This window comes from Streptomyces sp. NPDC056479, assembly GCF_042795335.1.
GTDB lineage: Bacteria > Actinomycetota > Actinomycetes > Streptomycetales > Streptomycetaceae > Streptomyces.
This window is the reverse complement of record NZ_JBHTRZ010000005.1, coordinates 580,341-599,269: the sequence shown is the minus strand read 5'-3', so window position 1 is coordinate 599,269 and position 18,929 is coordinate 580,341. Positions and strand designations below refer to the sequence as shown.

The following is an 18,929-nucleotide window of genomic DNA, read 5'->3' as shown; positions in this document are numbered from 1 at the left end:
AGACTACCCAGCATGGCGTGAACCTCACCCGAACATCCCGGGATTCTCACCTCACGCCCTCCCGCCGGGCGTATCCTCCCGGCCCGCTCAGTACCGGGGATGCACCAACGTCGACACCGCGAGCCCCACGACCCGCGTCCCCTCCGCCGCCAGCCCGTCCGCCGCCAGCCCCGCCTGCGTCAAGGTCGCCGGACGCGGCCCAGCCCCGAGCCGCAGCGGCGGCCGCTGCGCCGGCCCCGCGAGGAGGAACCCCCAGTCGTGCGGTGCGCGTGCCGGTTCCGTCGAGCGGTCGCGGCCCCGGACGCGATACGGGGCGGTGCGCAGGCCCGCCGCGCGCAGGGTCGTGTCGACCGTCCAGAAGACGCGCGGGCGGGAGGAGACCGGCCCGGCGTGCACGGCGAGGCGGCCCTGCGGGGTGAGGGCGCGGCGGGCGAGGCCGTAGAACTCCTGGGAGTACAGCTTGGTGCTGGCCGTGATGCCGGGGTCGGGCAGGTCCGAGATGACGACGTCGTACGTCGAGGGCGGCGCCGTCCGCAGCCAGCGGAAGGCATCCCCGGTCATGACGTGGACGCGGTCGTCGTCGTAGGCATACCCGTTGAGGCGGGACAGCGGAGGGTCCCGGCGCGCCAACCGCACGACCCCTGGGTCGACTTCGACGACGTCGACCCGGTGCACCCCGGAGTGCCGCAGCACTTCACGCACCGCCAGTCCGTCGCCGCCGCCGAGGACGAGCACGCGTGAGTGCACGCCGTTCATCGCGGGGTGGACCAGCGCCTCGTGGTACCGCCGTTCGTCGCGTCCGCTGACCCGCAGCCGGCCGTCGAGGAAGAGGTCGAGGGGGCGGCCGTCGGTGCCGCCGGTGATGACGACCTCCTGGACCTCGGTCTGCAGCGCCACGCGCACGTCCTGCCCGTACACCTCGTGCCGGGCCGCCCGTTCGAAGTCGTCGACGAGTACGGCGGCGGAGGCCAGCACGCCGAGCACGGTGACGTTGGCGATCACCAGCAGCCAGCGGGCCCGCCGGGTGAGGTCACCCCGGAACAGGCCGAGGACGAGTGCGCCGCCCGCGACGGCGTTGACGGCGCCGGTGATCAGGGTCGAGGTCAACTGGCCCAGCAGGGGCAGCAGGAGGAAGGGGAAGGCGAGGCCGCCGACGAGGGCACCGACGTAGTCCGCGGCGAACAGGTCGGCCACCGCGCCGCCCGCGTCCTGGCGCCGGATGCGCTGGATGAGCTCCATCAGCAGCGGCACTTCGGCGCCGATGAGCAGGCCGATGGTGAGGGAGAAGGCGACCAGGAGTGCCCGGGAGCCGGCGGCGCCCGTCCCGTCCCAGCCGCCGGTCCAGGCGAACACGGCGTACAGGACCAGCGCGCTGCACCCGCCGACCAGGGCCAGTACGGCCTCGACGGCGCCGAACCCGGCCGCCGCGTGCGGGCGCAGGCGTTTCGCGGCGAGGGAGCCGATGCCCATCGCGAACACCATGACGGACAGGACGACGGAGGCCTGGGTGATCGAGTCGCCGATCAAGTACGAGGCGAGGGCGACGAGTTCGAGTTCGTACACGAGTCCGCAGGCGGCGCAGACGAACACACACACGAGCACCAGGAACCGTCCGGTGTCGGGCCGCACCGGTAGCCGTGCGCGGCCGCGCCAGGGCGGCGTCGTGCCGGGTGGGGCGGGGGCGTGCGGCTCGATCACGCTGCCGACGGTACGTCACTGCATGGGTACGCTTCGTCACCCACACGTGTGGTGTTGAGGCTCCCGACGTTTGCGTTGCCGTTCAGTGAGGAGTGCGGCCCCGGACCCCCGCACGCCCACCCTCGTGCGCGTCGCCACCAACTGCCCGTCCTGCGGGTACGCGTGCCAGGTGCGCCAGTGCACCTGGCCCTCGTGGTGCTGGGCCAGCATCGCGGTGAAGGCGTACGGGCTGCCGGGGAAGACGCCGACGAGTCCCTGCGGGTGGTCGGCGACCAGGGCCAGCAACTCCTGAGCGCGGCCCGCGAACTGCCCCGGTGACAGGATCTCCACCCGGGCCGCGAACTCGTACTCCCAGTCCCCGTGCCGCTTGGCCACACCGAGCGGCAGAGGGGTGCTGCTGCCGGGCATACAGGCCACCGTCTCCGAACAGTTGCCCCGCTCCTCCTCCAACAGCACCTGGTGGGACGCGCCGAGCAGTCGCAACTGAAGCTTCGCATCGGTCAGTTCGAGGTCGAGCAGGGCAAGCGCGGGCAGCGGCTCACGCCCCAGGGCCCAGGCGAGGTCGGCCGCGCGCGTGTCGGAATAGGCGGTGTTCAGGGTCGTGAGCATGGATCGGCTCCGCAAGCACACAAGAAAGGGAGGGAGGTATCGGTCTCCGGCGCTCCCGTCCGACACCGGGAGGCCGATCCGGTCAGCCCAGTCGGCCGGTCAGAAGAGGTGTCCGCGAGACGTCCGAGGGCTGCGTCGGTGAAATTAACTGAATCATGAACTGTGGGGCCGCCACAGCGTTTTTACCCAAGTTCGTAGGGTTTCCATCCCTCAGAGGGCTTATCAGCTCAACTGTTCAACTCCGGCGTGCGCTGCCGGACACGGGGCGTGCGCCGGTGCTCGACGATTCCGGCCGGGATCCCCGCCCCGGACGCAGGAAAGCGGGGCCGGTCCCAGGCACCGGCCCCGCTCCCCTCCGGATGCGGTTCCCCCTGCTCGGGGAGCTCAGCTGCCCCGTGTCAGCTGCCTCCGCCACCGCATCCGCCCCCGCCTCCTCCTCCACAGGACGACGACCCGCCTCCGCATGACGAGCCGCCACCGCAGGAGGAGCCACCCCCGCAGGACGATCCGCTGTCTCCCCCGCCGGCCCACCAGCTGCCCCCGCTGCTGTGCGAGCTCCCCCGGCGGCTGTGGCCGCGGTGTGCCGACCGTCCACTGCGGGCGGCCGATACGACGACCACGACACAGACCACTGCGACCAGCGCCACGATGATGCCGATGCCCATGGCTCAGCCTCCTTCCGTTCCCCCGAAGCGGCCCGAGACGTCCCCCCGTGGGCGCCTCCCGCTCGGTGCGTGCGAGCAAGATGCCCGGCCCTCTCGCGGCCCAAAGCAGAGTTGAGGAACTCCAGAGCTTGGGCGCAGGATGGCCGGCATGACCTCCACCACCCGCCCGCTGCTCAACCGCCGGCTCGCCGAGTTCGGGACGACGATCTTCGCCGAGATGTCCGCGCTGGCCCTGAGCACCGGCTCGATCAACCTCGGCCAGGGCTTCCCCGACACCGACGGCCCGGAAGAGGTCCGCGAGGCGGCCGTACGGGCGCTGCGGGACGGGCGCGGCAACCAGTACCCGCCGGGCCCCGGCGTCCCCGAGCTGCGCGGCGCGATCGCCGCCCACCAGCAGCGGCGCTACGCGCTGTCGTACGACCCCGACACCGAGGTCCTGGTCACCGCGGGCGCCACCGAGGCCATCGCGGCCGCCCTGCTCGCGCTGCTGGAGCCCGGCGACGAGGTCATCGCCTTCGAGCCGTACTACGACTCCTACGCGGCCTGTATCGCCATGGCGGGCGGCACGCGCGTGCCGGTCACCCTGCGCCCGCACGAGGGAAGCTTCCGGCTCGACCTGGACGAGCTGCGGGCCGCCGTCACCGACCGCACCCGGCTGCTGCTGATCAACACCCCGCACAACCCCACCGGCACGGTGCTCACCCGCGCGGAGCTGGCCGCGATCGCCGAGCTGGCCGTGGAGCGGGACCTGCTGGTCGTGACCGACGAGGTCTACGAGCACCTGGTCTTCGACGATGCCGAGCATCTGCCGCTCGCGACCTTCCCGGGCATGCGCGAGCGGACGGTGACGATCGGGTCGGCCGGCAAGAGTTTTTCGTTCACCGGCTGGAAGGTCGGCTGGGTGACGTCGACGTCCACCCTGGTCACGGCCGTGCGCTCGGCGAAGCAGTTCCTGACGTACGTCTCCTCGGGGCCGTTCCAGTACGCGGTCGCCGAGGCGCTCGCGCTTCCCGACAGCTACTTCGCGGCCTTCCGCGAGGACATGCTGGCCAAGCGGGACGTGCTGGCGGCGGGGCTGACGGAGGCCGGGTTCGAGGTGTTCAGGCCCGCCGGCACCTACTTCATCACCACCGACATCCGGCCCCTCGGCGAGAGCGACGGCTTCGCCTTCTGCCGTGCGCTGCCTGAGCGGGCCGGGGTGGTCGCCATCCCGAACGCGGTCTTCTACGACCACCGGGCGGAGGGGGCGCCCTTCGTGCGGTTCGCGTTCTGCAAGCGGACGGAGGTGCTTCAGGAGGCGGTGAAGCGGCTCAAGTCCCTGGCGGGCTGAGTCCTCCCCAAGCCGTCCACGGCCTGTGGACGGGCGGGCGGCCCCGCGGCCCCTCAAACGGCGAAGCCCGGCCCCGGCACCCGGCCCGTGACGGCCGGTGCCCTGGCCGGGCTTCGCCTTGCGGCTGCGGGACTACTCCTCGCCGTCCTCCGGCTCCTCCGCGTCGTTGACCTCCTGCTCCAGGCCGAGCTGCTCGACGAGCCACTTGTCGAACTCGATGGCGGCCCGCACCCAGCTGACCGTCGACGAGACGAAGTGCTCGAGGCTCACGCCCGTACCGATCAGCATCTGCGCCTCGCCGATCAGGCGGACGGTGCCGTCGTCGTGCGTGTGGCTGTAGACCTTGGGCCACAGGGTCCGGCGGTTCCAGTCGTCGATCGACTCCAGAAGCTGGGGCTTCTCGTCGATCTTGTGGGGCCGGTCGTAGAACGTCCGCACCGAGAAGACCTGCTGGTCACCCTCGCCGCGGAACATGAAGTACGTACGGAACTGCTCCCACGGCGCCGCGAGGTCACCCTCTTCGTCGACGACGTACTTCAGCTCCATCTGTTCGAGGAGCTGCTTCACGAGGTCCTGATCCGGGACAACGGGGCCGGGCGGGGGCCCGGGCTGCGGCTGCTGGCCCCCGAAGTTCGGAATCGAGGACGGGTCGATGCTCACCGTGATTTTCCCTTCGTACGGATTCCGCCATCCTCCCCCATCCGGGGAGGGGGGTGGCAAGCCCGGACGGGCCTGTCAGCCCTCGGCTGACTCGATCCGGTCACAGGGGACGGGTACCCGGTTTCGCCGGGTACCCGCGATCACGGCATCATGCCCGGTCAGAGCGTCTTTCCGGTCGCCGGACCCACGATCAGCCCGCCGCCGTGGGGGTCCCCCCGGTCGAGCGAAGCCGAGACTGGGGGAGCGTCCACCCGAACCGTGTCGCCGTCCTTCACCTCGCCGGAAAGGATCTCCTTGGCCAGCCGGTCACCGATGGCGGTCTGGACCAGTCGGCGCAGCGGCCGCGCGCCATAGGCCGGGTCGTTGCCCTCGTCGGCGAGCCAGGCCAGGGCCTCGTCGGTGATCTCTAGCGACAGCCTGCGCTCGGCCAGCCGCTTGGCGAGCCGGTCGATCTGGAGCCGGGCGATACGGCTCAGCTCGTCCTTGTTCAGGGCCGAGAAGACCACCAGGTCGTCCAGGCGGTTGAGGAACTCGGGCTTGAAGGCCGTGCGCACCACCTCCAGGACCTGTTCCTTCTTCTCCTGCTCGCTGGTGATCGGATCGACCAGGAACTGGCTGCCCAGGTTCGACGTCAGCACCAGGATGGTGTTGCGGAAGTCGACCGTACGGCCCTGACCGTCCGTCAGCCGCCCGTCGTCCAGCACCTGGAGCAGGATGTCGAAGACCTCCGGGTGCGCCTTCTCCACCTCGTCCAGCAGCACCACGCTGTACGGCCGCCTGCGCACCGCCTCGGTCAGCTGGCCGCCCTCCTCGTAGCCGACGTAGCCGGGAGGCGCGCCGACCAGCCGGGCCACGCTGTGCTTCTCGCCGTACTCCGACATGTCGATGCGGACCATCGCCCGCTCGTCGTCGAAGAGGAAGTCGGCGAGGGCCTTGGCGAGTTCGGTCTTGCCGACGCCGGTCGGGCCGAGGAAGAGGAAGGAGCCGGTCGGGCGGTCCGGGTCGGCGATGCCCGCGCGGGTGCGGCGTACGGCGTCCGACACCGCGCTCACGGCCTCCGACTGGCCGATCAGCCGGCGGCCGATCTCGTCCTCCATGCGCAGCAGCTTCTGCGTCTCGCCCTCCAGCAGCCGCCCGGCCGGGATGCCGGTCCAGGCCGCGACGACGTCCGCGATGTCGTCGGAGCCGACCTCCTCCTTGACCATGGTGTCCTTCGCGGCCTCCTCCTCCGCGGCGGAGGCGGCCTCCAGCTCCTTCTCCAGGGTGGGGATCTCGCCGTACAGCAACTTGGAGGCGGAGTCGAAGTCGCCGTCGCGCTGGGCGCGTTCGGCCTGGCCGCGCACCTCGTCGAGCCGTTCCTTCAGCTCACCGACGCGGTTGAGGGACTGCTTCTCCTTCTCCCAGCGTGCGGTCAGGCCGCGCAGCTCCTCCTCCCGGTCGGCGAGGTCGCGGCGCAGCTTCTCCAGACGCTCAAGGGAGGCCGCGTCGGTCTCCTTGTCGAGGGCCAGCTCCTCCATCTTCAGCCGGTCCACCGACCGCTGGAGTTCGTCGATCTCGACCGGCGAGGAGTCGATCTCCATGCGCAGCCGGGAGGCGGCCTCGTCGACGAGGTCGATGGCCTTGTCCGGCAGGAACCGGGAGGTGATGTACCGGTCGGAGAGGGTGGCCGCGGCCACCAGCGCGCTGTCCGCGATCTGCACCTTGTGGTGGGCCTCGTAGCGCCCCTTGAGTCCGCGCAGGATCGCGATGGTGTCCTCGACCGTCGGCTCGGCGACCAGCACCTGCTGGAAACGCCGCTCCAGGGCGGGGTCCTTCTCGATCCGCTCGCGGTACTCGTCGAGGGTCGTGGCGCCGACCATGCGCAGCTCACCGCGGGCGAGCATCGGCTTGAGCATGTTCCCGGCGTCCATGGCGGAGTCACCGCCGGCGCCGGCACCGACGACGGTGTGCAGTTCGTCGATGAAGGTGATGATCTGCCCGTCGGAGTCCTTGATCTCCGCGAGCACGGTCTTCAGCCGCTCCTCGAACTCACCGCGGTACTTGGCCCCGGCGACCATGGCGCCGAGGTCGAGCGCGACGAGCCGCTTCTCCTTCAGGGACTCGGGCACGTCGCCCTTGACGATCCGCTGGGCGAGCCCTTCGACGACGGCGGTCTTGCCGACGCCGGGCTCACCGATGAGGACGGGGTTGTTCTTGGTGCGGCGGGAGAGCACCTGGACGACCCGCCGGATCTCCTGGTCCCGGCCGATGACGGGATCGAGCTTGCCCTCCCGTGCGGCGGCGGTGAAGTCGGTGCCGAACTTCTCCAGGGCCTTGTACTGCCCTTCGGGGTCGGCGCTGGTCACCCGGCGCCCGCCGCGGGCCTTGCGGAAGGCCTCCAGCAGCTTCTTCGCACCGGCCCCCTGCTGGGCCAGCACGTCGGCCGCCGGGCCGCCCTTGGCGGCGGTGCCGATGAGCAGATGCTCGGTGGAGAGGTACTCGTCGCCGAGCTCCTGGGCGCGCGCCTGGGCGTCCGCTATCACGGCGAGCAGGTCCCGGTTGGGCTGCGGGGGCGCCACCGTGGACCCGGTCACGCTGGGCAGCGCGGCGAGCGCCTTCTCGGCGCCGGCGCGCACGGAGGCCTGGTCGGCGTCGACGGCCGCCAGCAGATCGATGATGTTCTCGTTGTCCTGCCCCTGGAGCAGAGCCAGCAGCAGGTGGGCGGGGGTGAGATCCGGGTGCCCCTCGGTCACGGCCCGGTTGCTGGCCGCGTTGATCGCGTCCCGGCTCCTGTTGGTCAGCTCGGCGTCCACGTGTCGGTTCTCCTCCTGGCGTCAGCGTCTCCCAGTCTGACTGGGACAGCGTACACAAAGTTGAGTCTATTCCACTCAAGGTGGTCGCGGGAGGCTTGGGGCGACTAGCTTCCCGGGCATGGCCGCATACCCCCAGGATCCTGGCGCGCCGGACGCGCCGTACCTCGCCTTCTGGCAGGAGAGGCATCTGTGCACCCTGACGACCCTTCGTCCGGACGGCACTCCACACGTCGTACCCGTCGGAGTGACATACGACCCCGAGGCGCGGCTGGCTCGAGTGATCACGAACAAGTCCAGCGCGAAGGTGAGCCATGTCCGGGCCGCCGGCCCGGACGGGGCCCGGGTCGCCGTGTGCCAGGTGGACGGCAGGCGCTGGGCGACGCTGGAGGGGCGGGCGTACGTCAGGACCGAGCCGGAGCGGGTCGCGGAGGCAGTGCGGCGGTACGCGACGCGCTATGAGCGGACGCCGGCGCCGAATCCCGACCGGGTGGTGATCGAGATCGAGCTGACGCGGGCGATGGGGCAGGGATGACCGGACGACCGGCCTGATTGGCCGGATACCGGTCGCCCGGTTTCAGCCACGGTCCGAACGGGCGGATACGGGTAAATGTCCCCGCAAAACTGCAGCGGCGTCACCGTGTTCAGGTCACGGTGACGCCGCTGCGGGGGGAAGCACCTGAGCGATCTGTTACGACGGGGGAATCGCGTCAGGCACTGCGGGGGGTGGCTGAGATGGTCCTTGGGGCCGGGGCCTCCGGCTCCACCAGCCGGTGGTCGCGCTGATCGAGGTTGACGAAGATCATTCCGTACCGGATGGCACACCGCACGGGCTGCGGCGCCCCCCGAGGCCGCCGCAGACACCGGTATGCCCGTACGTCCTCGTCCTCGTCCCGCGTCACGACGACCGGTTCTCCGAAGACCGTCACCATCAATGAGTCACCGGGGTGGGGGATCGCGGTGACGAGATCGATGAAGTGCCAGCCGGAGCGGTAGGCGGTGGCCATTTCCCTACGGAACGACCGGTCGTCGGGCGGGGTGGTCATGCCGACTCCTCGGCACTGTTCTGCACGGAGGAGGTGGGCCAAGTGCTGTCCTTGGCGATCGTGACAGTCGTCTTCGACGACGGCCACGTACTGTCCGCTCGCGAGTCGCTCTTCGCTTCCGAGAGGCCACTCAGGACTCCGAAGGCCATAACGGTGGAGAAGGCGGCGACAAGAATCGAGCGAAGCATTCTGTTCCGCATAGTCGGCTTCGTCCTCACTTGAAGGTCCCCTCTTCCCCCGTCGAGTAAGACGATGGCTCATTCGGGCACTTCATGGCCACACGATCGGTGCATCATGTTCCTGCATGTTCAGGACCCTGGGGGGTGGAGATTTGGCAACGAATCAGACTAAAGCGACACATCCCCATGCGATGACCGAGATGTGCGCGGAAGGTGGCCGACTCTATGCGAACGCGCTGCGCACGGGGCGTATCGCACGCGCGGACGTGGAGTCCGCACCCTGTCTGACGGAGTTCGCACTGCTCTACCCGGATCCTGACGACGCGAACTGGCTGCGCCCCGTGCCGGCGTCGGTCGCCCTCGCTCAGCGTCTCAATCCGATCGAGCGGGAGATCGCCGAACGCAGGCGGATGTCGGTCGGTCTGGCCGAGGTGCTGCAGCCGTTCATGGACCTCAGTACCCAGGTGCCGGGGAGCACGCACTCCATCACCGTGCTGGAGGGCGGGGAGCGGATCAACGCCGCCCTCAATCTGGCCACGGCCCAGTGCCACACCGAGATGCTCACGGTCCAGCCGAGCAACCGTCTCTCCGAGCGCCAGCTCCTCCAGGGGCTGGAGCGCGATCGGCCGATGATCGAACGGGGCGCGCGGATACGGACCCTCTACCAGCACACGGCGCGCTACAACCCGGAGAAGCTGGCCTACGTCGCCCAGCTCTCCAACGGGAAGGTGGAGTACCGCACGATCGACGAGCTGGTGGAGCGGCTCATCATCTGCGACGAGTCGGTCGCCTTCATCCCCACCCGGGACGACCAGCAGGTGGCCCTGGAACTCCGCCACCCCGGGCTCATCCGCTATCTGATCAAGGTCTTCGAGTTCATGTGGAACCGCGCGGTCCCGCTGACCGCCGGCGCCCCGTACGAGACGGCCCCCGACGGCATCACCGACATCCAGCACTCCATCGCGAAGCTGCTCGTGGAGGGACACGTCGACGAGGCCATCGCGCGCCGGCTCGGCATGAACGTCCGCACCTGCCGCGCCCACATCGCCAAGCTGGCGGCGGCGCTGGGCAGCGGCAGTCGCGCCCAGCTCGGCTATCTCATCGCCCAGTCCGGAATCCTGGAACAGGAGCACTGAATCCCAAGGGGAGAGCGACGCGTGAGCGCACCGGCGCACGGCCACGGAGCGGACGACATGTGCGAGCCGGGGCTGCGGCTGTACGCCCAGGCCCTGCGCGAGGGGTGCGTGGACCGGCCGGGCCGCGGACGACGCGCCCTGTCTGTTCGACTTCGGCCTGCTCCAGCCCACGGTCGAGAACCTGGACCGGCTGGAGCCCGTGGCACCGGCCCTCGCCCTCCACAGGCTGCTGCGCGCCTCGGCGGACCGGGTCGCGGACGAGCGACGGCGCCCCGCGTCCACATCGCCGAACTCGCGGCGACGCCGGGCAGCGTGAGCCGGGCCCAACTCGGCTGTCTCATCGGCCGGTCGGGGATTCTTGACCAGGCACACCATGCCCCTCGGGCATCCCATGACCTCCAGGCAGCCCAGGCACCCCGGCGACCCTGATCACCGCGGCCTCGGACGACGAGACACGCGAACGGTCCAGTCCCACCTGGGCGATCCGCACGCCCAGTTGAGTACGGCTCGCCGCGCCCAGCGTCTCCGACAGCCGAGCGATGTGCGCCCGGCACGTCCGCACGCTTATCCCCAGCCGCTCCGCGATCACCGCGTCCTGGTGCCCCTCGGCGAGCAGCGCGGCGATGGACTGTTCGCGGTGGGAGATGCCCTCGATGCCGGTGTCGGGGAGCGGGGCGGTCAGCGGGATCGCGAGGCGCCACAGCCGCTCGAACACCGTCACCAGGTAGTGGACGAGCCCCGGATGCCGCAGCTCCAGCGCCATCGTGCGGTCGGCGTTCGCCGGGATGAAGGCCACCGTGCGGTCGAAGAGGATCAGCCGGTCGATCACCTCGTCCAGGGTGCGGGCCTCGACCGAATCGCCCATCAGCTCAAGGTAGTTGAGCAGGCCCTGCCCGTGCCGGGCCACATGCGTGTACAGGTCGCGCATCCGCACGCCCCGCCCCCGCAGCGCCATCGCCCGGTGCAGCCCCTCCGTCAGCTCGTGCTCGGGACGGATGCCGCCGGGCTGCACGGTCAGCACCTCGCTCGTGCAGGCCTGTGTCGCCTCGTCGAGCGCGCCCTGGATGCGCGAGTCGCCGTCCAGGACCCGGATCGCCGAACCCGGCGCGATGCCCTCGATGCCGGCCGTCTGCGAAGTCAGGGGGCCCAGACCGGCGTACCACTCGAAGGCCGCCACCGCCGAGCCCATGCGCCGCTGGCTCGTGCTCACCTCGTCGTACACCCCGCGCAGCAGCCGGGTCATGACCTCCTGCGGGGAGGTCGGCACCAGCCAGTCCATGTCGTCGGGGTCGGGGTGCAGCAGTGCCAGTTCCAGCAGACAGGGCACCGGCTCGGCGTCCCGGCGCGGCACCCGGCCGTGCCCGACGGCACGGGAGTAGACACGATCCCCGGCCTCGCACAGCCGGTCGGCACCGTGTGGATGCTCCTGCGCCCTGTGCCCGGCCATCGCCCATCCACCCCCGGTTCCTGACTGGTTCGCCGGCTCGCTCAGCTCCGGAGCGCGGTGTCGACGCCCCTGCCAGGACACCGGCCGGGCGGGACCTGGTCGACGGGCCCACCGTGCTCGGCCGTGCGGCCCCGCGGTTCGCTCGCGCTTCCGCAGCGCAACTATGCGCGGACAGGCCGTGCTCCGCAACACGGCTCCTCGCGGGACGGGCGCCGCAAAACACCAGTACGCCCCGGTATCTACGGGCCTCCGCCCGCCGAGTTGCAACAAGCTGATGGTGTCTTCCCGGCCTTTGCGGTGTGCGCAGCAAAGCCGGGACGCCTTGCTCGGTCCGACCGCCGGACGTCACCGTGCCGCGCGCACCTCCGTGAAACGGCAGACCTCCTCGACGCATACGCGGGGGCCGACGAGGAGAGGGGCCGGCCGTCGGGCCCGACCCCTCTGCAACGTCCCACTCGCGAACGCCGCGCGGGAGGCGCGCTCGCCGGCGACAAGCCTCTCCGCACATATGTCCCGGACCTCATCCGGTGGCCGCCTCGGCGAGGGAACCGGCTTCACCCCGACGTCGAGTCCTGCCGCTCGACGGAACAGGGCGAGTGGGAGGCCGCCTCGACCGGAGCCGGCAGCGCGTTGTCGGGTCCGGGGTCGAACGCCGTGACGATCGAACGCACTCGCAAAGCCGCCGTCACCGACCCGCGCGGCTCCTCGCCCCGCGTCCGGTCCGCCCCGTCCCTCTCGTACGACTCCGGGCGCGCCCTACTTGATCCCGGCCGCCGAGCAGTCCGCCTTGTACTCGCCCGTGCAGATGTCGGACACCTGGTAGATCCCGTCCGCGAGGACGGTCTCCTTGATGTTCTGCTTCGTCAGGGCGACCACGGGGACCAGCAGCGCCGGGATGTTCTTGTCCGTCGGGCTGTCGACCTGGTCCTGGGCGAGCGCTTCGAACTGGATGTCGTGGCCCTGGACCTTGGCGACGGCCATCTCGGCGGCGCTCTCGGCCTCCTGCGGGTACGACTTGTACACGCTCATGAACTGCTCGCCGTCCAGGATCCGCTGGACGGCGTCCAGTTCGGCGTCCTGCCCGGTGATCGGCGGCAGATCGGTCACGCCCGCCGACTCCAGGGCCTTGATGACGCCGCCGGCCATGCCGTCGTTGGCGGAGTAGACGCCCTTGATGTTGTTCGCGCCGAGGGACTTGATCGCCGCGGCCATGTTGGCCTGGGCGTTCTCCGGCTTCCAGTCCTTGGTGTCGTACGACTTGGCTATGTCCACCGAGCCGTTGAGCTCGGAGAGGGCACCGGCCTTGAACTGCTTGGCGTTGGGGTCGGTGGGCGAGCCGTTCATCATCACGATCTTGTCGGAGGAGTCGACCTCCCCCATGGCCTCCAGGAGGCTGCGGCCCTGGACCTCGCCGACGAGTTCGTTGTCGAAGGAGACGTAGGCGTCGATCGGCCCCTCGGCCAGGCGGTCGTAGGCGATGACCGGGATCCCGGCCTCCTTGGCCTTCTTCACCCCGCCCGCGATGGCGTGCGCGTCGACGGCGTCCAGCAGGATGACGTCGACCTGGTCGTCGATCATCTGCTGCAGCTGGCTCTCCTGCTTGGCGGCGTTCGCGTCGGCGTTCTTGTAGACGACCCTGCCCTGCTTGTCGGTGAGCTCGAGGACCTTGCTCCTGATGATGGGGAAGTCGAACTTGTCGTAGCGCGTGTTCGCGGTCTCCGGCAGCAGCAGGCCCACGGTGACGTCGTTGCCCTTGGTCGGGCTCGCCTCACTGCTGTCCCCTGTGACACCCAGCGCCCCGCATGCGGCCAGCGAGAGGGTCATCGTGGACGCGGCGGCCACGGCTGTGGCGGTGCGGCGCAGCGGGCGCAAGGGACGCATAGAGGAGCTCACTTCTGGTGCCTTCGGGACACGGGCGCGCCATTGCGCCCAGATGTCTGAAAAGACAACGCGCCGACGACCCCCAGCGTCAAGCGGAACTACTTAACGAGTGCGCAACACCACGCTCCGCTGACCATGTAAAGACATGGCGGAACCTCTCCAAACGCCCGTTACACCCCCTCCACGGAATCTCGATCGAACGCAGGATCAAGATCCGTACAACCAACCCCATTACTCGCGAGTCCTGATGAGGACAGCTCCTGACCGCTGTCCCGCACTCGACCAGAGGATCGAATGAACCCAGCCAGAGGCACGACCGCCGCTGCCGCGACGACGGTCGTGCTCGCCACCGCGGGCACCCTGCTCTCGATGACCCCCTCCGCGTCCGCCGCCGTGACGTGCACATCCCCCGTCTTCAAGCGGCAGTTCTTCGCGAATACGACGTTTTCGGGCACCCCCAAGCGGACCGACTGCGACACCGCGATCGACCAGAACTGGGGCACGGGCGCCCCCGCTTCCGGCCTCCCCCGGGACAACTTCAGCGTCCGCTGGACCCTGACCCGGGACTTCGGCTCCGGCGGCCAGTTCTCCCTCGCGGCCTCCACCCAGGACGGCATCCGCGTCTACCTCGACGGCAGCCGCAAGATCGACCTGTGGAAGAACGTGTCGACGACCGCGAACAAGACGGTCAACGTCACCATCCCCGCCGGCAAGCACACCCTGCGCATCGACCACGTCAACTGGACCGGCACCGCGAACGTCAAGTTCGCCTACACGCCGCGGACTTCGGCGACCGTCGACAAGGTCAAGCCGCTCACGCCCACGGGCGCGAAGGTCACGTACGACACGGCCACCGGCAAGGCCAAGCTGACCTGGGCGAAGAACCCGGAGATGGACCTCGCGGGCTACCGCGTCCACCGCCGCCTCAAGGGCGCCTCCTACGGCAGCGCCCCGCTGGCGACGACCACCTCCACCACGTACACCGACAGCACCCTGCCGGTGAATGGCGCGACCTACTACTACGAGGTCCGCGCCTACGACAAAGCCGGCAACGAGTCGGCCGGTACGACGGATCAGGCCATCACCACCGTCGACCGGGTCGCACCCGCCTCGCCCACCATCACGAAGGCGACGGGTGAGGTGACCCCGACCGGCGGGTCCGGCGGACTGGAGGTCGGCTGGGGCAAGGTCGCGGACGCGGTGAAGTACCGCGTCTTCCGGGCGGCCACCGAGCGCGGCACTTACACCGAGATCGGCGGCACGGACCAGCTGTCGTTCCTGGACACCGCCGCCGCCAAGGGCGTCGTGTACTACTACCGGGTCTCGGCCGTCGACGCGGCGGGCAACGAGTCGGCCCGGTCCGCGACTCAGTACGGCAAGATCTGGGACAACGACCCGCCGGCCCTCGTCACCGGGCTGAACGCCACCCCGACCGAGTACGGCTTCCGGCTCGACTGGGACAAGAGCGCGGCAACGGACCTGAAGTACTACACGGTCCACTGGGGCGAGCTCTACGGCGACGAGGGCGAACAAGTCTGCTGGGGCAGCCTGGTGGACTACGTCTCGCCCAGTGACACGTCCTACGACTACACCACGCTCCCCGACGGCGACGAGGTCTGCTTCTTCGTCGACGCCGTGGACGACGAGGGCAACTCCGCCATCAAGTGGAGCGACGATCCGGTCCAGGCCGTGCGCGTCACCGAGCTCGACATGACGCCGAGCGTGGCCACGCCGGAGGGTTCGCCGGTACATCTGACGGCCGACGAGAACGACGACGACGTAGTGCTGACCTGGAACACCGTGGCCGATGCCACCGGCTATCAGGTCTACCGCTGGAACCCCGACACCGAGGCCTACGAGAAGCTGGCGGCCACGACCGGCACCTCCTACGTGGACACCGGCGCCGGCGCGGGCACCACCCGCCACTACTGGGTGACCGCGATGTACGCGGACGGCACGGAGTCGGCGCCCGGCGGCGACTGGGCGGTCACCGCCCCGGCCGACAACCCCTGACAGACGCCGTACGTGTTCGGCGACGGTTGATCACCGCCGTCGCCGAACAGGACCGAAGGACCCCATGACCCCAGCCAGACGCACGCCCGCGGTCACCGCGACCGCCCTCGTGCTCGCCACCGCGGGCGGCCTGCTCACGACCCTCGCCGCGCCCGCGTCCGCCGCCGTGACCTGCAACTCGCCCGTCTTCAAGCGGCAGTTCTTCGCGAACACGGCCTTCTCCGGTACGCCGAAGAAGACCGACTGCGACACCGCCATCGACCAGAACTGGGGCACCAATGCCCCCGCCTCCGGCCTCCCCAAGGACAACTTCGCCGTCCGCTGGACCCTCACCCGCGACTTCGGCTCCGGCGGGCCCTTCGTCCTCTCCGCCTCCGGGCTCGACGGCATCCGCGTCTACCTCGACGGTTCCCGCAAGATCGACCTGTGGAAGAACACCTCCACGACCGTCTCCAAGACCGTCAACGTCTCCGTTCCAGCGGGTAAGCACACGCTGCGGATCGACTACGTGAACTGGACCGGCAGCGCGAAGGTCAAGTTCGGCTACGCCCCGCGGACTTCGGCCACCGTCGACAAGGTCAAGCCGCTCACGCCCACCGGTGCGAAGGTCACGTACGACACGGCCACCGGCAAGGCCAAGCTGACCTGGTCCAAGAACCCGGAGATGGACCTCGCGGGCTACCGCGTCCACCGCCGCCTCAAGGGCGCCTCCTACGGCAGCACCCCGCTCGCGACGACCACCTCCACCACGTACACCGACAGCACCCTGCCGGTGAATGGCGCGACCTACTACTACGAGGTCCGCGCCTACGACAAAGCCGGCAACGAGTCGGCCGGTACGACGGATCAGGCCGTCACCACCGTCGACCGGACGGCCCCGGCGCGGGTCGAGACCGTGTCGGCGCTGGGGACGACGGCGGGCAACTCCGTCACGTGGAAGGCCTCGACGTCCAAGGACGTGCACCACTACGAGGTGTGGGGCGCGGAGGGCGGCCAGTCGGACATGGACGGTCCGGAGATCGTCTTCGGCACGTCCTGGACGGACCCCGTGGCACCCGCGGGCCTGGCCTACAACTACGAGGTGGTGGCCCTCGACGCCGCCGGCAACATCGCCCCGGTCTCCGACCCCGCGGTGGTCACCCGCCCCGTGGCGTCGGCCGTCGCCGCCCCCACGGGCCTCACGAGCACGCCCGCCGACGCCTCCACGAAGGTGACGTGGACCGCGGCCGAGGACGCCGGGGTCACCGGCCACCGCGTCTACCGCCGCACCACCGCCACCGGCGCCTGGAGCCTCCTGGGCGCCACGTCCGGCACGTCGTACGCCGACACCTCCGCCCCGAAGGGCAAGGCCTACTACTACGTGGCCGCCGTCGACGCCCAGGGCGCCGACTCCGTCCCCTCCGCGGAGACCGTCGTCGACCGTCTGACGCCGGCCACCGCGAGCGGCCCGGCCGCGCCGAAGCTGACCCTGGTCACCACGGGCGTGCCCGCGCGCAGTCCGATCCAGCTCACGGCCGCCCCCGGCACGGGCGACGAGGCACGCGTCCTGAAGGGCTACTCCTGGGAGATCTCGGGCGCCTGCGGCATCAGCGGCACCCGGTTCTCCGCCACGGGGTCGCTCTCCTGGACGGCGCCCTACAACGGCCCCTGCATCGCCGAGGTGTACGCCGTGGACGCCTACGGCCGCCAGAGCACGCAGAGCACCTCGCTGGAGTTCTTCGTCGGCCGCTGACGGCCACAGCTGACGGCGGGCCGCTCACGGCACAGGAAAGGGGCCCGGAGATTCCTCCGGGCCCCTTTTGCCTGCGGTCTGCCTAGTCCTTGGGCTTCTTCGGCCGCCACACCACCAGCGCACTGGTCTGCTGTACCTCCTGGTACGGCACCAGGTCGCGCCGGTACGACGCGTGCACCGCGGCCTCGCGCTGCTGCATCGCCGCCGCGGCCCCGTCGAGGGCCGCCTGCATCTCCGCCATGCGGGACTGCAGCGCGACGACCTGGTTCTCCAGTTCGATGATGCGCTTGATGCCGGCCAGGTTGATGCCCTCGTCCTGCGACAACTGCTGCACCTGGCGGAGCAGTTCGATGTCGCGGGCCGAGTAGCGGCGGCCCCGGCCGGGCGTGCGGTCGGGGGACACCAGGCCCAGGCGGTCGTACTGGCGAAGGGTCTGCGGGTGCAGGCCGGAGAGCTGGGCCGCCACCGAAATGACGTAGACCGGGGTTTCCTCGGTCAGTTCATACGGGTTGCGTCGACGACCGTCCATCTCCATCAAGCTCCCTTCGCGGCCTGGAACAGCTCCGCCCGCGGATCCTCCTCCGCGGTCGCCTCGCGATACGCCTCGAGCGCGTCACGAGCCTTCCCCGTCACGTCCTTCGGGACACTCACCTCGACGGTGACCAGCAGGTCCCCGCGGGTGCCGTCCTTGCGGACCGCGCCCTTGCCCCGCGCCCGCATGGTGCGGCCGTTGGGCGTGCCGGGCGGCAGCTTCAGGGTGACCGGCGGTCCGCCCAGGGTGGGAACCCTGACCTCGCCGCCGAGGGCCGCCTCCGTAAAGGTCACGGGGACGGTCACCGTGAGGTTGTCGTCCTTGCGGCCGAACACCGGGTGGGCGTCGACATGCACGGTGACGTAGAGGTCGCCCGCCGGGCCGCCGCGCTCGCCGGGCGCTCCCTTGCCGCGCAGCCGGATGCGCTGGCCGTCCGACACCCCGGCCGGGATGCGGACCTGCATCGTCCGGGACGACTTCGCCCGGCCGCTGCCCTTGCACTCCATGCACGGGTGCTCGGCGATCAGGCCGCGCCCCTTGCAGTCCGGGCAGGGGTCGGTCAGCGAGAAGCCGCCGCCCGAACCCCGGGCCACCTGGCCGGTGCCGACGCAGGTCGGGCACACCCTCGGCGTGCCGTTCTTGTCGCCGGTGCCCGCGCACGCCTTGCACGGTGACTGCGAGGACATCCGCAGCGGGACCGTCGCACCCTCGATCGCCTCGGTGAAGCTGAGGTTGACCTCGGTGTCGATGTCCTGGCCGCGCCTGGGCTGGGTACGTGTGCCCGTGCCCGCGCCGCCGCGGTTGAACAGGCCCCCGAAGACGTCACCGATTCCGCCGCCGAAGCCGCCGGAACCCCCTTGGCCCTGGGCGCCGCCTCCGAAGAGGTCGCCCAGGTCGAAGTTGAAGGAGCCGCCCGCGCCGCCCGGCCCCGGGCGGAACCCGCCGTTGCCGAAGAGGGCGCGCGCCTCGTCGTACTCCTTGCGCTTCTTGGGGTCGCCGAGGACGTCGTTCGCCTCGGAGATCTCCTTGAAGCGCTCCTCGGCCTTGGCGTTGCCCTTGTTGGCGTCCGGGTGGTTCTCGCGGGCGAGCTTCCGGTACGCCTTCTTGATCTCGGCCTCGGTGGCGTCCTTGGGGACGCCGAGGACCTTGTAGTAGTCCTTCTCGATGAAGTCCTTGGTGCTCATCCTCGACGCCCCTCCTCTCTCCTCGTCA

The 18,929-nt window shown here is 70.3% G+C and carries 14 protein-coding genes; 5 read left to right on the top strand and 9 right to left on the bottom strand.

Features of this window, described 5'->3' with window-relative positions; genetic code table 11:
• Positions 1-87: 87 nt before the first annotated feature.
• Positions 88-1,698 carry a polyamine aminopropyltransferase gene (locus ACFQ6S_RS23105; protein WP_383412769.1) on the bottom strand — a complete coding sequence of 537 codons (1,611 nt, stop codon included), beginning with the start codon at positions 1,696-1,698 and terminating at the stop codon, positions 88-90.
• Positions 1,699-1,734: 36 nt separating this feature from the next.
• A complete protein-coding gene (locus ACFQ6S_RS23100) occupies positions 1,735-2,307 on the bottom strand; it encodes a DUF2617 family protein (protein WP_383412766.1) in 573 nt (190 codons plus the stop codon).
• Between the two features lie 804 nt (positions 2,308-3,111).
• On the opposite strand from ACFQ6S_RS23100, the gene ACFQ6S_RS23095 reads away from it, so the two are divergent.
• Complete coding sequence (locus tag ACFQ6S_RS23095; protein WP_383412764.1) at positions 3,112-4,302, top strand: pyridoxal phosphate-dependent aminotransferase; 1,191 nt, start codon at positions 3,112-3,114, stop codon at positions 4,300-4,302.
• A 132-nt stretch (positions 4,303-4,434) separates the two neighbouring features.
• Here the strand turns inward: ACFQ6S_RS23095 and ACFQ6S_RS23090 are convergent, their stop codons facing one another.
• Positions 4,435-4,962 (bottom strand): YbjN domain-containing protein, encoded by a 528-nt coding sequence (locus ACFQ6S_RS23090; protein ID WP_383412761.1) that lies wholly within the window; start codon positions 4,960-4,962, stop codon positions 4,435-4,437.
• Between the two features lie 158 nt (positions 4,963-5,120).
• Positions 5,121-7,754 carry an ATP-dependent chaperone ClpB gene (clpB, locus tag ACFQ6S_RS23085; protein WP_383412760.1) on the bottom strand — a complete coding sequence of 878 codons (2,634 nt, stop codon included), beginning with the start codon at positions 7,752-7,754 and terminating at the stop codon, positions 5,121-5,123.
• A 118-nt stretch (positions 7,755-7,872) separates the two neighbouring features.
• Here clpB and ACFQ6S_RS23080 point away from each other — a divergent pair, with 118 nt between their 5' ends.
• On the top strand, positions 7,873-8,286 hold the full coding sequence (locus ACFQ6S_RS23080; protein ID WP_383412757.1) for a pyridoxamine 5'-phosphate oxidase family protein: 414 nt from the start codon (positions 7,873-7,875) through the stop codon (positions 8,284-8,286).
• A 175-nt stretch (positions 8,287-8,461) separates the two neighbouring features.
• Here the strand turns inward: ACFQ6S_RS23080 and ACFQ6S_RS23075 are convergent, their stop codons facing one another.
• Complete coding sequence (locus ACFQ6S_RS23075; protein ID WP_062673604.1) at positions 8,462-8,797, bottom strand: hypothetical protein; 336 nt, start codon at positions 8,795-8,797, stop codon at positions 8,462-8,464.
• A gap of 370 nt (positions 8,798-9,167) precedes the next feature.
• Here ACFQ6S_RS23075 and ACFQ6S_RS23070 point away from each other — a divergent pair, with 370 nt between their 5' ends.
• Positions 9,168-10,112 carry a helix-turn-helix transcriptional regulator gene (locus tag ACFQ6S_RS23070; RefSeq protein ID WP_383412754.1) on the top strand — a complete coding sequence of 315 codons (945 nt, stop codon included), beginning with the start codon at positions 9,168-9,170 and terminating at the stop codon, positions 10,110-10,112.
• 337 nt (positions 10,113-10,449) lie between these two features.
• On the opposite strand, the gene ACFQ6S_RS23065 is transcribed toward ACFQ6S_RS23070, so the two are convergent.
• A complete protein-coding gene (locus ACFQ6S_RS23065; RefSeq protein WP_383412751.1) occupies positions 10,450-11,559 on the bottom strand; it encodes a LuxR C-terminal-related transcriptional regulator in 1,110 nt (369 codons plus the stop codon).
• Positions 11,560-12,315: 756 nt separating this feature from the next.
• A complete protein-coding gene (locus ACFQ6S_RS23060) occupies positions 12,316-13,440 on the bottom strand; it encodes a sugar ABC transporter substrate-binding protein (protein WP_383412749.1) in 1,125 nt (374 codons plus the stop codon).
• Positions 13,441-13,734: 294 nt separating this feature from the next.
• Between ACFQ6S_RS23060 and ACFQ6S_RS23055 the strand changes: the two genes are divergently transcribed.
• A complete protein-coding gene (locus ACFQ6S_RS23055) occupies positions 13,735-15,453 on the top strand; it encodes a PA14 domain-containing protein (RefSeq protein WP_383412746.1) in 1,719 nt (572 codons plus the stop codon).
• 64 nt (positions 15,454-15,517) lie between these two features.
• Positions 15,518-17,185: a PA14 domain-containing protein gene (locus tag ACFQ6S_RS23050; protein ID WP_383412743.1), complete on the top strand. Its 1,668-nt coding sequence runs from the start codon at positions 15,518-15,520 to the stop codon at positions 17,183-17,185.
• An 82-nt stretch (positions 17,186-17,267) separates the two neighbouring features.
• Here ACFQ6S_RS23050 and ACFQ6S_RS23045 read toward each other — a convergent pair whose 3' ends face one another.
• Positions 17,268-17,714, bottom strand: a complete 447-nt coding sequence (locus tag ACFQ6S_RS23045; protein ID WP_383412741.1) for a heat shock protein transcriptional repressor HspR — start codon at positions 17,712-17,714, stop codon at positions 17,268-17,270.
• A 5-nt stretch (positions 17,715-17,719) separates the two neighbouring features.
• A complete protein-coding gene (gene dnaJ / locus ACFQ6S_RS23040) occupies positions 17,720-18,901 on the bottom strand; it encodes a molecular chaperone DnaJ (RefSeq protein ID WP_383412738.1) in 1,182 nt (393 codons plus the stop codon).
• Between the last annotated feature and the right edge of the window lie 28 nt (positions 18,902-18,929).